Annotated in this window: 18 protein-coding genes and 1 pseudogene; 16 read left to right on the top strand and 3 right to left on the bottom strand. The window is 73.5% G+C overall.

Going from position 1 to position 15,787, the window contains the following annotated elements:
• The first annotated feature begins 301 nt into the window (after positions 1–301).
• The 10 genes and pseudogenes from ACN9MM_RS09250 to ACN9MM_RS09205 all read left to right on the top strand — a co-directional run bounded on the left by ACN9MM_RS09250 (position 302) and on the right by ACN9MM_RS09205 (position 8,572).
• Positions 302–1,327, top strand: coding sequence for a ParA family protein (locus tag ACN9MM_RS09250; protein WP_030212665.1), 1,026 nt, complete (start codon positions 302–304; stop codon positions 1,325–1,327).
• Positions 1,312–1,818 (top strand): hypothetical protein, encoded by a 507-nt coding sequence (locus ACN9MM_RS09245; RefSeq protein ID WP_426363171.1) that lies wholly within the window; start codon positions 1,312–1,314, stop codon positions 1,816–1,818. The genes ACN9MM_RS09250 and ACN9MM_RS09245 overlap by 16 nt, the downstream gene beginning before the upstream one ends.
• A 44-nt stretch (positions 1,819–1,862) precedes the next feature.
• Positions 1,863–2,909 (top strand): segregation and condensation protein A, encoded by a 1,047-nt coding sequence (locus ACN9MM_RS09240; protein ID WP_426363170.1) that lies wholly within the window; start codon positions 1,863–1,865, stop codon positions 2,907–2,909.
• Positions 2,906–3,499, top strand: coding sequence for an SMC-Scp complex subunit ScpB (gene scpB / locus ACN9MM_RS09235; protein ID WP_352020703.1), 594 nt, complete (start codon positions 2,906–2,908; stop codon positions 3,497–3,499). The genes ACN9MM_RS09240 and scpB overlap by 4 nt, the downstream gene beginning before the upstream one ends.
• Complete coding sequence (locus ACN9MM_RS09230; RefSeq protein WP_426363168.1) at positions 3,499–4,812, top strand: pseudouridine synthase; 1,314 nt, start codon at positions 3,499–3,501, stop codon at positions 4,810–4,812. Before scpB ends, ACN9MM_RS09230 begins: the two co-directional genes overlap by 1 nt.
• Before the next feature lie 148 nt (positions 4,813–4,960).
• A pseudogene (locus ACN9MM_RS09225) lies at positions 4,961–5,056 on the top strand (nicotinamide riboside transporter PnuC); the annotation flags it as partial.
• 5 nt (positions 5,057–5,061) lie between these two features.
• Complete coding sequence (locus ACN9MM_RS09220) at positions 5,062–6,048, top strand: AAA family ATPase (protein WP_426363167.1); 987 nt, start codon at positions 5,062–5,064, stop codon at positions 6,046–6,048.
• Complete coding sequence (locus tag ACN9MM_RS09215) at positions 6,045–6,782, top strand: NUDIX hydrolase (RefSeq protein WP_426363166.1); 738 nt, start codon at positions 6,045–6,047, stop codon at positions 6,780–6,782. Before ACN9MM_RS09220 ends, ACN9MM_RS09215 begins: the two co-directional genes overlap by 4 nt.
• Positions 6,779–7,801: an ADP-ribosylglycohydrolase family protein gene (locus ACN9MM_RS09210; RefSeq protein ID WP_426363165.1), complete on the top strand. Its 1,023-nt coding sequence runs from the start codon at positions 6,779–6,781 to the stop codon at positions 7,799–7,801. The genes ACN9MM_RS09215 and ACN9MM_RS09210 overlap by 4 nt, the downstream gene beginning before the upstream one ends.
• A 3-nt stretch (positions 7,802–7,804) precedes the next feature.
• Complete coding sequence (locus ACN9MM_RS09205; protein ID WP_426363164.1) at positions 7,805–8,572, top strand: nucleotidyltransferase domain-containing protein; 768 nt, start codon at positions 7,805–7,807, stop codon at positions 8,570–8,572.
• On the opposite strand, the gene ACN9MM_RS09200 is transcribed toward ACN9MM_RS09205, so the two are convergent.
• Together ACN9MM_RS09200 and ACN9MM_RS09195 are read right to left on the bottom strand one after the other, a co-directional pair.
• Positions 8,552–9,241 carry a nucleotidyltransferase domain-containing protein gene (locus ACN9MM_RS09200; RefSeq protein ID WP_426363163.1) on the bottom strand — a complete coding sequence of 230 codons (690 nt, stop codon included), beginning with the start codon at positions 9,239–9,241 and terminating at the stop codon, positions 8,552–8,554. The genes ACN9MM_RS09205 and ACN9MM_RS09200 overlap by 21 nt on opposite strands.
• Positions 9,242–9,251: 10 nt before the next feature.
• Positions 9,252–9,710, bottom strand: coding sequence for a Rieske (2Fe-2S) protein (locus ACN9MM_RS09195; RefSeq protein ID WP_426363162.1), 459 nt, complete (start codon positions 9,708–9,710; stop codon positions 9,252–9,254).
• Between the two features lie 164 nt (positions 9,711–9,874).
• Here ACN9MM_RS09195 and ACN9MM_RS09190 point away from each other — a divergent pair, with 164 nt between their 5' ends.
• The 6 genes from ACN9MM_RS09190 to der all read left to right on the top strand — a co-directional run bounded on the left by ACN9MM_RS09190 (position 9,875) and on the right by der (position 15,330).
• Entirely contained in the window at positions 9,875–10,300 is a 426-nt protein-coding gene (locus ACN9MM_RS09190) for a YidB family protein (protein ID WP_426363161.1), read from the top strand.
• A 104-nt stretch (positions 10,301–10,404) separates the two neighbouring features.
• Positions 10,405–10,767 (top strand): chorismate mutase, encoded by a 363-nt coding sequence (gene aroH, locus ACN9MM_RS09185; RefSeq protein ID WP_383672699.1) that lies wholly within the window; start codon positions 10,405–10,407, stop codon positions 10,765–10,767.
• Positions 10,764–11,852, top strand: a complete 1,089-nt coding sequence (locus tag ACN9MM_RS09180) for a prephenate dehydrogenase (RefSeq protein WP_426363160.1) — start codon at positions 10,764–10,766, stop codon at positions 11,850–11,852. Before aroH ends, ACN9MM_RS09180 begins: the two co-directional genes overlap by 4 nt.
• A 643-nt stretch (positions 11,853–12,495) precedes the next feature.
• Positions 12,496–13,170, top strand: a complete 675-nt coding sequence (cmk, locus tag ACN9MM_RS09175; RefSeq protein ID WP_426363159.1) for a (d)CMP kinase — start codon at positions 12,496–12,498, stop codon at positions 13,168–13,170.
• On the top strand, positions 13,167–13,811 hold the full coding sequence (locus ACN9MM_RS09170; RefSeq protein ID WP_426363158.1) for a lysophospholipid acyltransferase family protein: 645 nt from the start codon (positions 13,167–13,169) through the stop codon (positions 13,809–13,811). The genes cmk and ACN9MM_RS09170 overlap by 4 nt, the downstream gene beginning before the upstream one ends.
• 70 nt (positions 13,812–13,881) lie before the next feature.
• Positions 13,882–15,330 (top strand): ribosome biogenesis GTPase Der, encoded by a 1,449-nt coding sequence (der, locus tag ACN9MM_RS09165; RefSeq protein ID WP_426363157.1) that lies wholly within the window; start codon positions 13,882–13,884, stop codon positions 15,328–15,330.
• A gap of 74 nt (positions 15,331–15,404) precedes the next feature.
• Here der and ACN9MM_RS09160 read toward each other — a convergent pair whose 3' ends face one another.
• The gene (locus tag ACN9MM_RS09160) at positions 15,405–15,677 is read right to left on the bottom strand and encodes a hypothetical protein (RefSeq protein WP_426363156.1); all 273 of its coding nucleotides are present in this window, start codon (positions 15,675–15,677) and stop codon (positions 15,405–15,407) included.
• Positions 15,678–15,787 lie beyond the last annotated feature (110 nt).

Here is a 15,787-nt window from a genome sequence, read left to right as displayed (position 1 = left end):
CCCTGAAACGTGTGGATGCATGCCTGCGCACCCTTGACAGAGACGTGTTCGGTTGCCGACACATCGGGCCGGGTCCGGCGGATTGTGTTGCTGCGGAGCGGTGACACGCCATAGAGTCGCCAACCGTCGGCATGGTGCCACGCTGACCTATCGATAAATGTTCCTGGTGACATCCAAGGAGGTAAGACGACTTGTGAATGAGTCGACAATTACTCCCGGGAGCGGCGCGCCAGGTGCCCCGATCGGCTCCGTCGCGGTGCGGACCTTCGCGACGCACCAGCCCATGACGAGTGCCCACACGATGAAGACGATGGACGGCCTACACGTGAACGCCACGGCCGGCAACGAGATGGGCCGAGAGTCCACCCACTTCGCCGCCTATGACGAGGTGCCCGAGGGGCACTTCTACGACCCCGACGCCGAGTACGAGCCCGACCCGGAGTACGCGGCCACCCTCGCACCCGACGCTGCCCGCCAGCGCCGCGAGCGGATCGGCCCCACCGGACGGCCCCTGCCGTACTTCCCGATCCCGGGTCCCCTGACCGACCACGGACCCGCCAAGATCATCGCGATGTGCAACCAGAAGGGCGGCGTCGGCAAGACCACGTCGACCATCAACCTGGGCGCCGCGCTCGCCGAGTACGGACGACGGGTGCTGCTCGTCGACTTCGACCCGCAGGGAGCCCTGTCGGTCGGCCTCGGCGTGAACCCGATGGAGCTCGACCTCACCGTCTACAACCTGCTCATGGAGCGGGGCATGTCGGCGGACGAGGTGCTCCTGAAGACCGCCGTGCCCAACATGGACCTGCTGCCGAGCAACATCGACCTCTCGGCCGCCGAAGTCCAGCTGGTCAGCGAGGTCGCGCGCGAGTCCACGCTCCAGCGCGCCCTGAAGCCGCTGATGAACGACTACGACTACATCGTGATCGACTGTCAGCCCTCGCTCGGCCTGCTGACCGTGAACGCCCTGACGGCGGCTCACAAGGTCATCGTGCCGCTGGAATGCGAGTTCTTCGCGCTCCGCGGAGTCGCGCTGCTCACCGAGACCATCGAGAAGGTCCAGGAGCGGCTCAACCCCGAGCTGGAGCTCGACGGCATCCTCGCCACGATGTACGACTCCCGGACCGTGCACAGCCGTGAGGTCCTCGCGCGCGTCGTCGAAGCCTTCGACGACCACGTGTACCACACGGTCATCGGGCGGACCGTGCGCTTCCCGGAGACCACGGTCGCCGGCGAGCCCATCACCACGTACGCCTCGAACTCCGTGGGCGCCGCCGCCTACCGTCAGCTCGCCAGGGAGGTGCTCGCCCGGTGTCACGCCGAGTGAGTCTGCCCGGCGCCGACGAACTCTTCCGTACGACCGGGGGGACGGCGCTCCAGGCGTCCGCACCCCGCCGCGCGGTCCCGGCACCCGCGGCCGAGAGCGACACGGCGGCGGCCGAGGGCTCCGCGGAGCACGCTCCGGCGGATTCCGAGGCCGCGGAACCCCGCGCCCGGACGGCCGAGCCCGAGGGACCGGCCGCCAAGGCCGCTCCCAACGCCCCGGTCCCCGCCCCCGCGGCGGCGGCCCGGCGGCGCGGCGCCCGGACCGCGAACCGGCGGCCCAGCGGCCGCGAGCGCCACGACGAGAAGATCACGGTCTACGTCTCCGCCGAGGAGCTGATGGACCTGGAGCACGCCCGGCTCGTGCTCCGCGGCGAGCACGGTCTCGCCGTCGACCGGGGCCGGATCGTCCGGGAGGCCGTCGCGGTCGTCCTGGCGGACCTGGAGTCCCGCGGCGACGCGAGCATCCTCGTCCGCCGCCTGCGCGGCCGCTGACGGTAGCCTGCGGGCTGCCGTCCTCCTCGTTCCCCTGGACCCCCATGCACCACGCCCCTGACGAAACGTCCCGCCCACCGCGCCGCCTCCTGGGTCGCGGCCCGGGCGAGACGGCGGGGACGGGCACCCGTCCCCAGGACGGTTCCGGGGCCGACGCCCCGCCCGCGGCCGTACCGGCGCGTCAGGGCCCCGACCCGTCCGGTCCGCCGGACCTCGCGCCCCCGGGGTCGCCGGAGCCCGGCCCCGCGGCCGGTGCGGGCTCCGAGGAGCCGTCGGGCGCCCCCGGTGCCACCGACGCCGGGGACGGGCGGTTCACCGTGCGGCTCTCGAACTTCGAGGGGCCCTTCGACCTGCTCCTCCAGCTCATCACCAAGCACAAGCTCGACGTCACCGAGGTCGCGCTCTCCCAGGTCACCGACGAGTTCATGGCGCACCTCCGCGCCCTCGGGCCCGACGGGGACCTCGACCAGACCACCGAGTTCCTCGTCGTCGCCGCCACCCTGCTCGATCTCAAGGCCGCCCGGCTGCTCCCGGCCGCCGAGGTCGAGGACGAGGCCGACCTCGCCCTCCTGGAGGCCCGCGACCTGCTCTTCGCCCGGCTCCTCCAGTACCGCGCGTACAAACGCATCGCCGCGATCTTCGAGGAGCGCTGGGAGGCCGAGGGCCGCCGCCACCCCCGTACCGTCGGACTCGAACCGCACCACGCCGAACTGCTCCCCGAGGTCGTCATCTCCATCGGCGCCGAGGGCTTCGCCCGGCTGGCCGTCAAGGCCATGCAGCCCAGGGCCGAGCCCCAGGTGTACGTCGACCACATCCACGCCCCGCTCGTCAGCGTCCGGGACCAGGCCGCGGTGGTCGTCGCGCTGCTCCGCGAGCGCGGGACGGCCGTCTTCCGGGAGCTGATCGAGGACGCCGGCGACACCCTCACCGTCGTCGCCCGCTTCCTCGCCCTCCTGGAGCTCTACCGGGAGAAGGCCGTCGCCCTCGACCAGGAGACCGCCCTCGGGGACCTCACGGTCTCCTGGACCGGCGGCGAGGGCGACCCGTCCGCGGCCGTGACCGACGAATTCGACCAGGAGGCCACCGCATGAGCGACCTCAAGCCCGCCCTCGAAGCCGTCCTCATGGTCGTCGACGAGCCCGCCACCGAGGCCCACCTCGCCAAGGTCCTGGAGCGCACCCCGCGCGAGGTGGCCGACGCCCTGCACGAGCTGGCCGACGAGTACACCTCCCAGGGCCGCGGCTTCGAGCTGCGGCGGGTCGCCGGCGGCTGGCGCTACTACACCCGCGCCGCGTTCGCCCCGGCCGTCGAGGCCTTCGTCCTGGAGGGGCAGCAGGCCCGGCTCACCCAGGCGGCCCTGGAGACCCTCGCGGTGGTCGCGTACCGCCAGCCGGTCAGCCGTTCCCGGGTCTCCGCGGTCCGCGGAGTCAACTGCGACGGCGTGATGCGGACCCTCCTCCAGCGCGGTCTGGTGGAGGAGGCGGGCGCGGAACCCGAAACAGGTGCGATCCTGTACAGGACGACGAACTACTTCCTGGAGCGGATGGGCCTGCGCGGCCTGGACGAACTCCCCGAGCTCGCCCCCTTCCTCCCCGAGGCCGAGGCGGTCGAGCCGGACTCCCTGGAAGGCGTCCCGTCGTTCGACCCGGACGCAGACGTAGACGACAAGACGGAAATTTGATGCGAAGCAGCAGCGGCAGGAACAGCAGCGGAAACAACGGCGGGAGCCGTGGTGGCAACAGCGGCGGCCGCGGCGGCAGCGGCGGTGGCCGCGGCAACAGCGGCGGTGGCGGCGGGCGCGGCGACTACCGCGGCGCCGGCGGTGGCCGCGACGACCGCCAGGGCCAGGGCGGCGGACGCCCCGGGCAGGGCGGCGGACGTCCCGGCCAGGGTGGCGGACGTCCGGGCCAGGGCGGCGGACGTCCCGGCCAGGGCGGCGGCGGGCGTTCCGGGCAGGGCAGCGGCGGGCGTCCGGGCCAGGGCGGCGGTCGGCCGACCGGCTCCAGCCCGCGCAACGCGCGCCCGGAGGAGCGCACCTACGACGAGCGCTACGGCGTCTCCGGCGGCTCCTCGGACGGCCCCAGGCGCGGGCGTGGCGACGCCGCGCGCGGCGGCGCCAAGGGCGGCCCCCGGCAGTCCCCGCAGCGCGGCGGCGGCCGTACGGCGCCCGCCCGCTCGCGTGAGTACGACGCCCGTACGGAGGAGCGCAACCGGGAGCGGTACGCAGGCAAGCCCGAGATCAAGACCCCCAAGACCTTCCCGGGCGCCGAGCAGGAGGGCGAGCGGCTGCAGAAGGTCCTCGCCCGCGCCGGCATGGGCTCGCGGCGCGCCTGCGAGGAGCTGATCGAGCAGGCCCGCGTCGAGGTCAACGGCGAGATCGTCGTCGAGCAGGGCATGCGCGTCGACCCGGAGAAGGACGAGATCAAGGTGGACGGCCTGACCGTCGCCACCCAGTCGCACCTGTTCTTCGCGCTGAACAAGCCCTCCGGCGTCGTCTCCACCATGGAGGACCCCGACGGCCGCCAGTGCCTCGGCGACTACGTCACCAACCGCGAGACCCGGCTGTTCCACGTCGGCCGGCTCGACACGGAGACCGAGGGCATCATCCTGCTCACCAACCACGGCGAGCTGGCCCACCGCCTCACGCACCCGAAGTACGGCGTGAAGAAGACCTACCTGGCCGCCATCACCGGCCCGCTGCCCCGCGAGGTCGGCCGGCGCCTGAAGGACGGCATCCAGCTGGAGGACGGCTACGCCCGCGCCGACCACTTCCGCGTCGTCGAGCAGACCGGCAAGAACTACCTGGTCGAGGTCACCCTGCACGAGGGCCGCAAGCACATCGTGCGCCGGATGCTCGCCGAGGCGGGCTTCCCGGTCGAGAAGCTGGTCCGCACCGCCTTCGGCCCGATCTCCCTGGGCGACCAGAAGTCGGGCTGGCTGCGCCGCCTGACCAACACCGAGGTCGGCATGCTGATGAAGGAAGTCGGCATGTAAGGCCCGTGTGCCCCGTGAGAAGCCCGTGACCGCCCGGCGGTCGCGGGCTTCTCCGCGTCCTGAGGGGCTTGTGGGTGAGACCCGTCCGGCTTTATAGTCAGGATGACTCTTAAAGAGATCGGAGGTGAGTCCCGCCGTGAACAGCCGGTGGACCTGGACCCACGGGGGTGGACCAGGCCTCGACGTCCCACCGGTGCGCCCCACGCGGCGCACCACGGGGACAAGGCTGCCCACGGCGGGAGTCACGCCATGACGCGTTACGGCCACGGCCTCGTCCCCGGCAGGTTCCTTCCGCCGCACGCCGGCCACCACCACCTCGTCCGCACCGCGCGCGACCGGTGCGAGCGCCTCACCGTGCTCGTCCGCGCCTCCGCGGCGGACACCCTCCCCGCGGCGGACCGGGTCGCCTGGATGCGCGAGATCCACCCCGACGTCCTCGTCGTCGGCGGCGAGGAGTACGCCGGCCCCGAGCAGGTCGACGCCGTCTTCACCGCGGAGCCGTACGGACAGGAGCCCGGCCGGCGCCTCGGCGCCGAGACCGTCCTCGTCGACCGGGTCCTTCCCCTCACCGGCGCCGCCGTCCGCGAGGACCCCGCCGCCTTCTGGGACCACCTGGAGCCGCCGGTGCGGGCCGCGCTCACCCGGCGGATCGTCGTCCTCGGCGCCGAGTCCACCGGCACCACCACCATGGCCCGCGCCCTCGCCGACCACTACCGGCGGCGCGGCGGCGTCTGGGCCCGCACGCGGTGCGTACCGGACCACGCGGGCGAGTACCGGGCACTCGGCCTCACCGAACGCCCCGGTGCCGGCCCGTCCGACGCCGCCCTGCGCTCCTCCGACTTCCCCGTCATCGCCCAGGGCCAGGCCGAACGGGAGGAGGAGGCGGCCCGGGACGGCTCGCCCGTCCTCTTCTGCGACACCGACGCCTTCGCCGCCACCATCCGGCACGAGCGGCACATCGGCACCGCCAGCCCCGCCACCTGCGAGATCGCCGCCCACGGCCGGCAGCACCTCTGGCTGCTCACCGACCACCGGGGCGTCGACTGCGCGGACGACACGGATCGGCTGCGGCCCTGGATGACCGCGCGCTTCCTCACCCAGCTCGCGCGCACCGGCCGCCGCACGGCCGTCCTCACCGGTCCCCACGAGGAGCGGCTCGCGGCCGCCGTCGCCGCCGTCGACGGACTGCTCGCCGAGGGCTGGCACCTCACCGAACCCACGCCGGAGCTCCGATGACCGTCCACCGGGCCCCCGAGGGCTACGACCCGTACGCCTTCGCGCCGTTCGCCGTCACCGTCGACCTCGCCGTCCTCACCGTCCGCGAGGAGCGGCTCCACGTCCTGCTCGTCGAGCGGGGACAGGAGCCGTACGCCGGATCCTGGGCCCTGCCCGGCGGGTTCGTGCTGCCCCGCGAGTCCGCCGAGCGGGCCGCCCGCCGCGAACTCGCCGAGGAGACCGGGCTCTCCGAGGCCACCGTCGCCGGACTCCACCTCGAACAGCTCCGCACCTACACCGAACCCGACCGCGACCCGAGGATGCGGGTCGTCTCCGTCGCCTTCACCGCGCTCGTACCCGACCCGCCCGAGCCGCGCGGCGGCGGCGACGCGGCCCAGGCCCGCTGGATGCCGTACGGGACGCACGGCGGGCTCGCCTTCGACCACGACCGGATCCTCGCCGACGCCCACGAACGGGTCGGCGCCAAGCTCGAGTACACCTGCCTCGCGACCGCGTTCTGCCCGTCCGAGTTCACCCTCGGCGAGCTGCGGCAGGTCTACGAGACGGTCTGGGGCGTCGAGCTCGACCGCCCCAACTTCCGGCGCAAGGTCCTCACCACGCCCGGCTTCGTCCAGGCCGTGGAGGGACCGCCGCGCCTCACCGGCGGACGGGGGAAACCGGCCGCTCTCTACCGGGCGGGAGGAGCCACGACCCTCCACCCGCCCCTCCTGCGACCGGAAGGACGCCCCGCATGAACCTCACCCGCACCGCCACCAAGCAGGCCGCGACCGGCTCTCTGATCGGGCTGGCGCTCGGCGACGCGCTGGGCCGGCCCACCGAGTTCATCGACGTACCGCGGATCATCAGCTGGTACGGCCCGTGGCGGCAGATGGCGCTCCCCGACAACGGCCGCGTCACCGACGACACCCAGATGACCCTCGCCTTCGCCCGCGGCATCCGCACCGCCATGGACCGGGGCGTGCTCGCCCCCGAGCGGCTCGCCCCGCCGCTGCGGGAGGAGTACGTCGACTGGTACCACTCCCCGGAGAACAACCGGGCCCCAGGCAACACGTGCCTGCGCGCCTGCGCGCTCCTCGACGGCGAACGGCTCTGGCAGGACGCCAGCCAGATCCACTCCAAGGGCTGCGGCGCCAACATGCGGGTCGCGCCCATCGGGCTCGTCCCCGGGCTCGGCGACGAGCAGCGGGCGGGCGCCGCGCAACTCCAGTCCGGCCTGACCCACGGTCACCCCACCGCGCTCGCCGCCTCCGACCTCACCGCCCGCGCCGTGTACCTGCTCGCGCAGGGCGTCGACCCCGCCGGGCTCGTCGGACAGCTGCGCTCGTACGCCTACGAGAACCGCTCCGTCTACCGCGAGCACTGGCTCGGCGACCTGTGGACCCGCTCCCAGGACCCCAGCGCCCTGCACTTCATCCAGCGCGGCTGGGACGAGTGCCTGGCGGTCCTGGAGCGCCTCGACGCCGTCCAGCGCTCGGCCGACCCGGAGCTCGACCCCTGCGAGTACACCGGCGACGGCTGGATCGCCGAGGAGGCCCTCGCGACCGGCCTCCTCTGCTTCCTGCTCTTCCCCGACGAGCCCCTCACGGCCCTCCGTCGCGCCGCCTGCACCCGCGGCGACTCCGACTCGATCGCCGCCCTCGCGGGCGCCTTCGCCGGCGCCCACCTCGGCGCGGACGCCTGGCCGAAGGAGTGGGCGGAGCGCGTCGAGTACCGCAGCGACCTGCTGACCTTCGGCGCGCTCTGGGACGCGTGAACCATGACCCTCACCCTTGACCCGGACCGGGACCTCTCCGCCGTCGTCGCGGAACAGCCCGACCCCCTGCTCTTCGCGACCGTCTCCGGCGCGCACCTCTACGGCTTCCCCTCCCGCGACTCGGACGTGGACCTGCGCGGCGCGCACCTGCTGCCCGTGGACGCCCTGATCGGCCTGCGCGAACCGGAGGAGACCCGCAGCCGGATGTGGTTCCGCGACGGCGTCGAGATGGACCTCGTCACCCACGACCTGCGGAAGTTCGCCCGGCTGATGCTGCGCCGCAACGGCTACGTCCTGGAGCAGCTCACCTCCCCGCTCGTGGCGCACACCACGGACACCCACGCCGAGCTGGTGTCGCTCGTGCCGGAGCTGCTCACCCGCCACCACGCCCACCACTACCGCGGCTTCGCCGGCACGCAGTGGCGGCTCTTCGAGACCAGCGGCGAACTGAAGCCCCTGCTCTACACCTACCGGGCGCTGCTCACCGGCATCCACCTGATGCGCTCGGGCGAGGTACAGGCCCATCTGCCGACCCTCGTGGGGGAGGTGGCCGAGGCTCCCGCCCGGCTGCCCGAGCTGATCGCGGCGAAGACGGCGGCCGAGCACGGGCGGGCCGACGTCGGTCCCGAGGCCGTACGGGCCGAGACGGAGGCCCTGCACGGCGTCCTGGACGAGGCCCAGGCGGCCTCGGGGCTCCCCGAGGCGGTGAGCGTCCACGACGCGCTGCACGACCTCGTCGTACGGGCCCGGCTAGAGCACGCTCAGGGCTGAGGCCCGACGGGCGCGGATCAGGAAGTCCTGGATCCGGGGCTCGTCCGGGGCGGCGGGGAGCGGGGTCCCGTCGTGGGCGCGGTCCGCCTCCTCCTGGAGCCGGTTCATCCAGGACTCGACCTCCGGCCAGGCCACCTCGCCGCGCTTCACCGCGAGGAGGCGCTCCCGGTCCTCGCCGACGTCGAGGCGGAGCTCGCCCGTGCGCAGCAGGTCGCGGCAGCTGATCAGGAGCCGCAGCAGGTGCATGGCGTGCTTCCAGCGGGGGCTGCCGTACTGGCGGACGTCCGCGTCCAGCTTGCGGCGCTGGCCGCCCGCGTACCGCACGAAGGTCTGGTGCGCCCGGCGGGACAGGAAGGCCCCGCGCAGGGAGAGCAGCTCGCGGCCCAGGTCGTCGACGTGCCGGACCACGGGGGAGTGGAGGCACTCCAGGACGTTCGGGTTGTTGCGCAGGGCGAGCTCGCAGAAGCGCTCCAGCTCCCAGCTGAACTGCTCCTCGCCCGGCCCCTCCACATGCGCGGGAGGCTTGTCGAAGTGCCAGAAGAGCGGCGTCGGGGCGAGGTAGACGCCCCGCACGTCCGTGTCACTGTCCTCGGTCGCCAGACCGAAGGCGCGCGATCCCATCACGCAGGAGTAGATCGTGTGCTCGCGCACCAGCTCGTCCGGAGTCATGCCGGGCAGATTACGCCAGGGTGATCGTTTCCCCCGAGACGGTGATCTGCTCGGCCGGGAGGGGGCGGGGGGCGGGGCCGGCGGCCACCGAGCCGTCGGCGATGCGGTACTTCGAGCCGTGGCAGGGGCAGTCGATCGTGCCGTCCGCGACCTTGTTCACCGTGCACCCCTGATGGGTGCAGATCGCGGAGAACGCCTTGAACTCGCCTGCCGAAGGCTGCGTCACGACCACCTTCTTCTCCGCGAAGACCGTGCCGCCGCCGACCGGGATCTCGGAGGTCTTCGCCAGGGCGTCGCCGCTCGGGGCGGGGGTGCCGGCCGGTCCGGTGGTGGCCGGTTCCGTGCCGGCCGGGGTGCTCGTGGTCGTACCGCCGTCACCGCCGTCACCGCCGTCGTCCGAGCCGCAGCCCGTCGTCAGGGCCGCCGCGGCGAGCAGGACAGTACGACGTGTCGTGGCGCTCGAAGTCATGCCGCCAGCTTGGCCGCGCACCGCCCCCGGGGCCCGCAACACGCCTGCGCGCGCGGCCCGGCTCCCCCGCACGGCCGTCAACCGCCCGGCCGCTGCCCCGAGTGGCGGAACGCCCCGCTCCGGGCGACATTGGGCGGGTTCCGTACCGGACGAAAGGCAGGACCATGGCGGGCAACGACCTCGGCAGTCTCCTCGGGAGCCTCCTCGGCGGGAGCGGAAGCGGGCAGAGCGGCGGCATCCTCGGCTCCCTGCTCGGGGCCCTCGCCGCCGGCAAGGGCGGCGGCGCGGGCGGCAACGGCTCGAACCCGCTCGGCGGACTCCTCGACATGCTGACCAGGTCCGGCCTGACCGACCAGACCACGTCCTGGGTCGGCACCGGCGAGAACCAGGCCGTCAGCGGCGCCCAGATCGCCGACGCCCTCCCCGACGAGACCCTCCAGAAGGTCGCGGCGGAAGCCGGCGTCAGCCCCCAGCAGGCCGCCGACGAGATCGCGCAGTCGCTGCCCCGGGCCGTCGACAAGCTGACCCCGAACGGCTCCCTGCCCCAGGGCTCCTCCCTGGAGGAGATCATCCGGCAGCAGCAGCTCTGACCACCCACGGCGCCCGCCCCGTCTCGGAGGGCGGGCGCCGCGGTGCGCCGCCCCCGTCGCTGACTAGGCTGAACGGAGCACTGACGCAGGCGAAGGAGCACGACGTGGCGGTACGAGCGGTCCGAGGAGCCGTCCAGCTGGAGCGGGACGAGGCCGGACACATGCGCGAGCAGGTCGAGGAGCTGCTCGCCGCCGTCCTCGAACGCAACGGGCTCACCACCGACGACCTCATCAGCATCTGGTTCACGGCCACGCCCGATCTGCACAGCGACTTCCCCGCCGCCGCGGCCCGGCACGTCGGGATCGTCGACGTGCCCCTGATCTGCGCACAGGAACTCGACATCGAGGGTGCGATGCCGAGGGTCGTCCGGCTGCTCGCCCACGTCGAGACCGAACTGCCCAAGTCCCGGATCGCGCACGTCTACCTCGGCGCCGCGGCCGCCCTGCGCAAGGACATCGCCCAGTGAGAACAGCGCTCGTCATCGGAACCGGACTGATCGGCACCTCCGCCGCCATCGCCCTCGCGGGCCGGGGCGTCACCGTCCACCTGCGCGACCACGACCCGGCGCGCGCCCGCACGGCCGCCGCGCTCGGCGCCGGCACCGACGAGGCGCCCGAGGGCCCCGTGGACCTCGCCATCGTCGCCGTGCCCCCGGCGCACGTGGCCGCCACCCTCGCCGAGGCCATGAAGGCGGGCCTGGCCCGCGGCTATCTGGACGTGGCCTCCGTCAAGGGCGGCCCGAAGCGGGAGCTGGAGGCACTCGGCCTCGACCTCACCGCGTACATCGGCAGCCACCCCATGTCCGGCAAGGAGCGCTCGGGCCCGCTCGCCGCCACCGCCGACCTCTTCGAGGGGCGGCCCTGGGTCCTCACCCCGACCCGGGACACCGACACCGAGGTCCTCAACCTCGCCCTGGAGCTCGTCGCGCTCTGCCGGGCCGTGCCCGTCGTCATGGACGCCGACGCCCACGACCGGGCCGTGGCCCTCGTCTCCCACACCCCGCAGTTGGTGTCCTCCATGGTCGCCGCGCGCCTGGAGGAGGCCGAGGAGTCCGCCGTACGCCTCTGCGGGCAGGGCATCCGCGACGTCACCCGGATCGCGGCCTCCGACCCGCGCATGTGGGTCGAGATCCTCTCCGCCAACCCCGGGCCCGTCGCCGACGTCCTCTCCGGCGTCGCCGCCGACCTCGACGAGACCGTACGGGCGCTGCGGTCCCTCCAGTCCGCCTCCGCCGACGAGCGGCGCGACGGGGCCACGGGCGTCGAGGACGTCCTGCGGCGCGGCAACGCCGGCCGCGCGCGCGTCCCCGGCAAGCACGGTGCCGCCCCCACGGTCTACGAGACCGTCGCCGTCCTCATCAGCGACCAGCCGGGCGAGCTCGCCCGTATCTTCGCGGACGCGGGGCGCGCGGGCGTCAACATCGAGGACGTCCGCATCGAGCACGCGACCGGGCAGCAGGCGGGTCTGGTCCAGCTGATGGTCGAACCGTCGGCGGCACCTTCCCTGAGCACGGCGCTCCAGGACCGAGGCTGGTCCCTCCGCACACCGTGACCCGACACGGGCCGGAGCCCGGCCGGGCGGCGCCGTGGCCCGCGCCCGCGCCGGCCCGTGCCCGCGCCGACCTGCGCCCGCGCCGGGCGGGGCGGTGCCCCGTTGCCGTGTGTGCCCGCGCCCGGGTGGGCCGTCGCCCGCTGCCCGTGTGGGCAATCGTCCCGCTGGGCGGGACGGGTGGGCACACGGGACGGCGCCCTCTCGCGGCGCCTCCGCTCCCTGGGCCTGGACCCGCACCACGCGTGGCGGCGCGCATCCGGTGCGGGTCAGGGCGCGGAAGCCTAGGCCCGGCAAGGGCGCCGTTCCGTTGTGCCCACCCGTTCCGCCCCGGCGGAACGCATGCCCACAACGGGGTGAGTACCGCCCCTTGCGGAACGCCTGCCCACAACGGGGGTGGGCGCCGTCCGTACGGGGTGGGCGCCGCCCCGGCGGAATGCATGCCCACAACGGGGGGGGGGTACCGCCCCCCGCGGAACGCCTGCCCACAACGGGGGGTCGCCGCACCGGCGGGAGGCTTGCCCGTAGTGGGGTGGGCCCGCCCACAATGGGCGGGGCCGAATGGGGGCTGGGGACTCGGTAACCTTGTGGGGGTCCCCCGCATCCCGCCGGGCCCTACCGTTCACCCCAGGAAGGTGTTCCCACCGTGGAATCCGTGATCGTCGCCATCGACGGGCCCTCCGGCACGGGCAAGTCCAGCACCTCCAAGGCGGTCGCCGCCAAGCTGGGGCTGAGCTACCTCGACACCGGCGCCCAGTACCGGGCGATCACCTGGTGGATGATCAGCAACGGCGTCGACGTCACCGACGCCGAGGCCGTCGCCAACGCCGCCTCCAAGCCGGTCATCGTCTCCGGCACCGACCCGGCCCGGCCCACGATCACCGTGGACGGCGCCGACGCCTCCGGTCCGATCCGGACCGAGGAGGTCACCTCCAAGGTCAGCGCCGTCAGCGCGGTCCCCGAGGTGCGGAGCCTGATCACGGAGCTGCAGCGGTCCATCGCCCGCGGCGCCGAGGTCGGCATCGTCGTCGAGGGACGGGACATCGGCACCACCGTCCTGCCCGACGCCGACCTGAAGATCTTCCTCACCGCCTCGCCCGAGGCCCGTGCCGCCCGCCGTTCCGGCGAGCTCAAGGGCGTCGACGTGCACGCCACGAAGGAAGCCCTGATCAAGCGGGACGCGGCCGACTCCAGCCGTAAGACGTCCCCGCTCGCCAAGGCCGGCGACGCCGTCGAGGTCGACACCACCGACCTCACCCTGGACCAGGTCATCGAGTGCGTCGTCACCCTGGTGGACGAGAAGCGGGCGGCCGCCCGGTGACCGTGCCCTCCGAGAAGGGCGCCGCCGTCGGCCGACGCATCGGCATCGGGCTGATGTACGGCTTCTGGAAGCCGCGCGTCCTCGGCACCTGGCGGGTGCCGGCCTCCGGCCCCGTCATCCTCGCCGTCAACCACGCGCACAACATCGACGGCCCCATGCTCATGGGTACCGCCCCGCGCCCCGTGCACTTCCTCATCAAGAAGGAGGCGTTCGTCGGCCCGCTGGGCAGCTTCCTGGAGGGCATCGGGCAGCTCAAGGTGGACCGGGACTCGACCGACCGCACGGCGATAGGCAACGCCCTCGGCGTCCTGGAGCAGGGCGGCGTCCTCGGGATCTTCCCCGAGGGCACCCGCGGCGACGGCGACTTCGCCTCGCTCCGCGCGGGCCTGGCGTACTTCGCCGTCCGCAGCGGCGCGCCGATCGTCCCCGTCGCCGTCCTGGGCAGCACCGACCGCCGCGGCCGGCTGGTCAAGGCACTGCCTCCGCTGCGCGGCCGCGTCGACGTCGTCTTCGGCGACGCCTTCGAGGCGGGGGACGGCTCCGGCCGCCGCACCCGCAAGGCGCTCGACGAGGCCACCGTACGGATCCAGGGGAAGCTCACCACCCACCTGGAAAACGCCAGGCGCCTCACCGGGCGCTGAGCGAGACTCTCAGTAGTGGGCCCCGCGGCCCGGGGACCCACCGACCACGAATGATCAAGGAACGGACTTCATGAACGACCAGCACGACCACGGGGCACTTGGCGACGCCGAGTACGCGGAGTTCATGGAGCTCGCCGCGGAAGAGGGCTTCGACGTCGAGGACGTCGAGGGCGCGATCGAGGAGGCCGGCCACGGCCCGCTCCCCGTTCTCGCCGTCGTCGGCCGCCCGAACGTCGGCAAGTCGACCCTGGTGAACCGCATCATCGGCCGCCGCGAGGCCGTCGTCGAGGACAAGCCGGGCGTCACCCGCGACCGCGTCACCTACGAGGCCGAATGGGCCGGCCGCCGCTTCAAGGTCGTCGACACCGGCGGCTGGGAGCAGGACGTGCTCGGCATCGACGCCTCCGTCGCCGCCCAGGCCGAGTACGCCATCGAGGCCGCCGACGCCTGTCTCTTCGTCGTGGACGCCACCGTCGGCGCCACCGACACCGACGAGGCCGTCGTCAAGCTGCTCCGCCGCGCCGGGAAGCCCGTCGTCCTGGCCGCCAACAAGGTCGACGGCCAGTCCGGCGAGGCCGACGCGGCCATGCTCTGGTCCCTGGGCCTCGGTGAGCCGTTCCCCGTCTCCTCGCTGCACGGCCGCGGCACCGGCGACCTCCTCGACGAGGTCCTGCGGAAGCTGCCCGAGGCCCCCGAGCAGCGCTTCGGCAACGCGGTCGGCGGCCCCCGCCGCATCGCCCTCATCGGCCGCCCGAACGTCGGCAAGTCCTCGCTGCTCAACAAGGTGGCGAACGAGGACCGCGTCGTCGTCAACGAGCTGGCCGGCACCACCCGCGACCCGGTCGACGAGCTCATCGAGCTCGGCGGCGTGACGTGGAAGTTCGTCGACACCGCCGGCATCCGCAAGAAGGTCCACCTCCAGGAGGGCGCGGACTACTACGCCTCCCTGCGGACCGCGGCCGCCGTCGAGAAGGCGGAGGTGGCCGTCATCCTCATCGACACCACCGACAACATCTCGGTCCAGGACCAGCGCATCATCACGATGGCGGTCGAGTCGGGCCGCGCCATCGTCATCGCCTACAACAAGTGGGACGAGCTGGACGAGGAGCGCCGCTACTACCTCGAGCGCGAGATCGAGACCGAGATGCAGCAGGTCGCCTGGGCGCCCCGGGTCAACGTCTCCGCCAAGACCGGCCGCCACATGGAGAAGCTGGTCCCGGCGATCGAGACCGCCCTCGCCGGCTGGGAGACCCGCGTCCCCACCGGCCGGCTCAACGCCTTCCTGGGCGAGATCGTCGCCGCCCACCCGCACCCGGTCCGCGGCGGCAAGCAGCCCCGCATCCTCTTCGGCACGCAGGCCGGCACCAAGCCGCCCCGCTTCGTGCTCTTCGCGTCCGGCTTCCTGGAGGCCGGCTACCGCCGCTTCATCGAGCGCCGGCTGCGCGAGGAGTTCGGCTTCGAGGGCACCCCGATCCACATCTCGGTCCGGGTGCGCGAGAAGCGCGGCCGCAAGAAGTAGTACCCGCGGAACGACACACGGCTGAGGGCCGGGACCCTGTCGGGGGTTCCGGCCCTCAGCCGTGTGTTCTGCCTCTAGAGGCCCCTGCGGGGGCCCGGCGGCAGCGCGGCCTGCGCGTGCGGGTGCTGCTGTGCCGCCGACCAGGCCGTCGGGTGCGCCGCCGCGGGCCGGTGCCCCTGCCCGTACACGCCCGTGCTCAGGACCGTGCCGAAGGCCCGGAAGCCCAGCTCCTCCTCACCGCTGCGGTCGCCCGGCAGCGTACGGAACGACCTGAGGTACTCCGCGTACAGGGCGTCGTAGATCGGCGTGGGCGAAGGCCCCGCCGCGGCGTCCCGCGCGGGGCGCATCGACGGGATCTGGCTCGGATACGGCTGGAGGAACGGGTCGTATGGGTGCACATAGGTGCCAACGACACCGACGCCCGTCGGATGCGGGCGGCTCTCCGAAAGGGGAGCGG

The organism is Streptomyces sp. E-08 (assembly GCF_049913095.1).
Classification (GTDB): Bacteria; Actinomycetota; Actinomycetes; order Streptomycetales; family Streptomycetaceae; genus Streptomyces.
This window is presented reverse-complemented; position numbering and strand designations above follow the sequence as displayed.

Coding starts and splice junctions, on each gene's coding strand:
- ACN9MM_RS09250 (WP_030212665.1), top strand. CDS start 302: ATGAAGACGATGGACGGCCTACACGTGAACGCCACGGCCGGCAACGAG.
- ACN9MM_RS09240 (WP_426363170.1), top strand. CDS start 1,863: ATGCACCACGCCCCTGACGAAACGTCCCGCCCACCGCGCCGCCTCCTG.
- scpB (WP_352020703.1), top strand. CDS start 2,906: ATGAGCGACCTCAAGCCCGCCCTCGAAGCCGTCCTCATGGTCGTCGAC.
- ACN9MM_RS09230 (WP_426363168.1), top strand. CDS start 3,499: ATGCGAAGCAGCAGCGGCAGGAACAGCAGCGGAAACAACGGCGGGAGC.
- ACN9MM_RS09220 (WP_426363167.1), top strand. CDS start 5,062: ATGACGCGTTACGGCCACGGCCTCGTCCCCGGCAGGTTCCTTCCGCCG.
- ACN9MM_RS09215 (WP_426363166.1), top strand. CDS start 6,045: ATGACCGTCCACCGGGCCCCCGAGGGCTACGACCCGTACGCCTTCGCG.
- ACN9MM_RS09210 (WP_426363165.1), top strand. CDS start 6,779: ATGAACCTCACCCGCACCGCCACCAAGCAGGCCGCGACCGGCTCTCTG.
- ACN9MM_RS09205 (WP_426363164.1), top strand. CDS start 7,805: ATGACCCTCACCCTTGACCCGGACCGGGACCTCTCCGCCGTCGTCGCG.
- ACN9MM_RS09200 (WP_426363163.1), bottom strand. CDS start 9,241: ATGACTCCGGACGAGCTGGTGCGCGAGCACACGATCTACTCCTGCGTG.
- ACN9MM_RS09195 (WP_426363162.1), bottom strand. CDS start 9,710: ATGACTTCGAGCGCCACGACACGTCGTACTGTCCTGCTCGCCGCGGCG.
- ACN9MM_RS09190 (WP_426363161.1), top strand. CDS start 9,875: ATGGCGGGCAACGACCTCGGCAGTCTCCTCGGGAGCCTCCTCGGCGGG.
- der (WP_426363157.1), top strand. CDS start 13,882: ATGAACGACCAGCACGACCACGGGGCACTTGGCGACGCCGAGTACGCG.
- ACN9MM_RS09160 (WP_426363156.1), bottom strand. CDS start 15,677: ATGCGCCCCGCGCGGGACGCCGCGGCGGGGCCTTCGCCCACGCCGATC.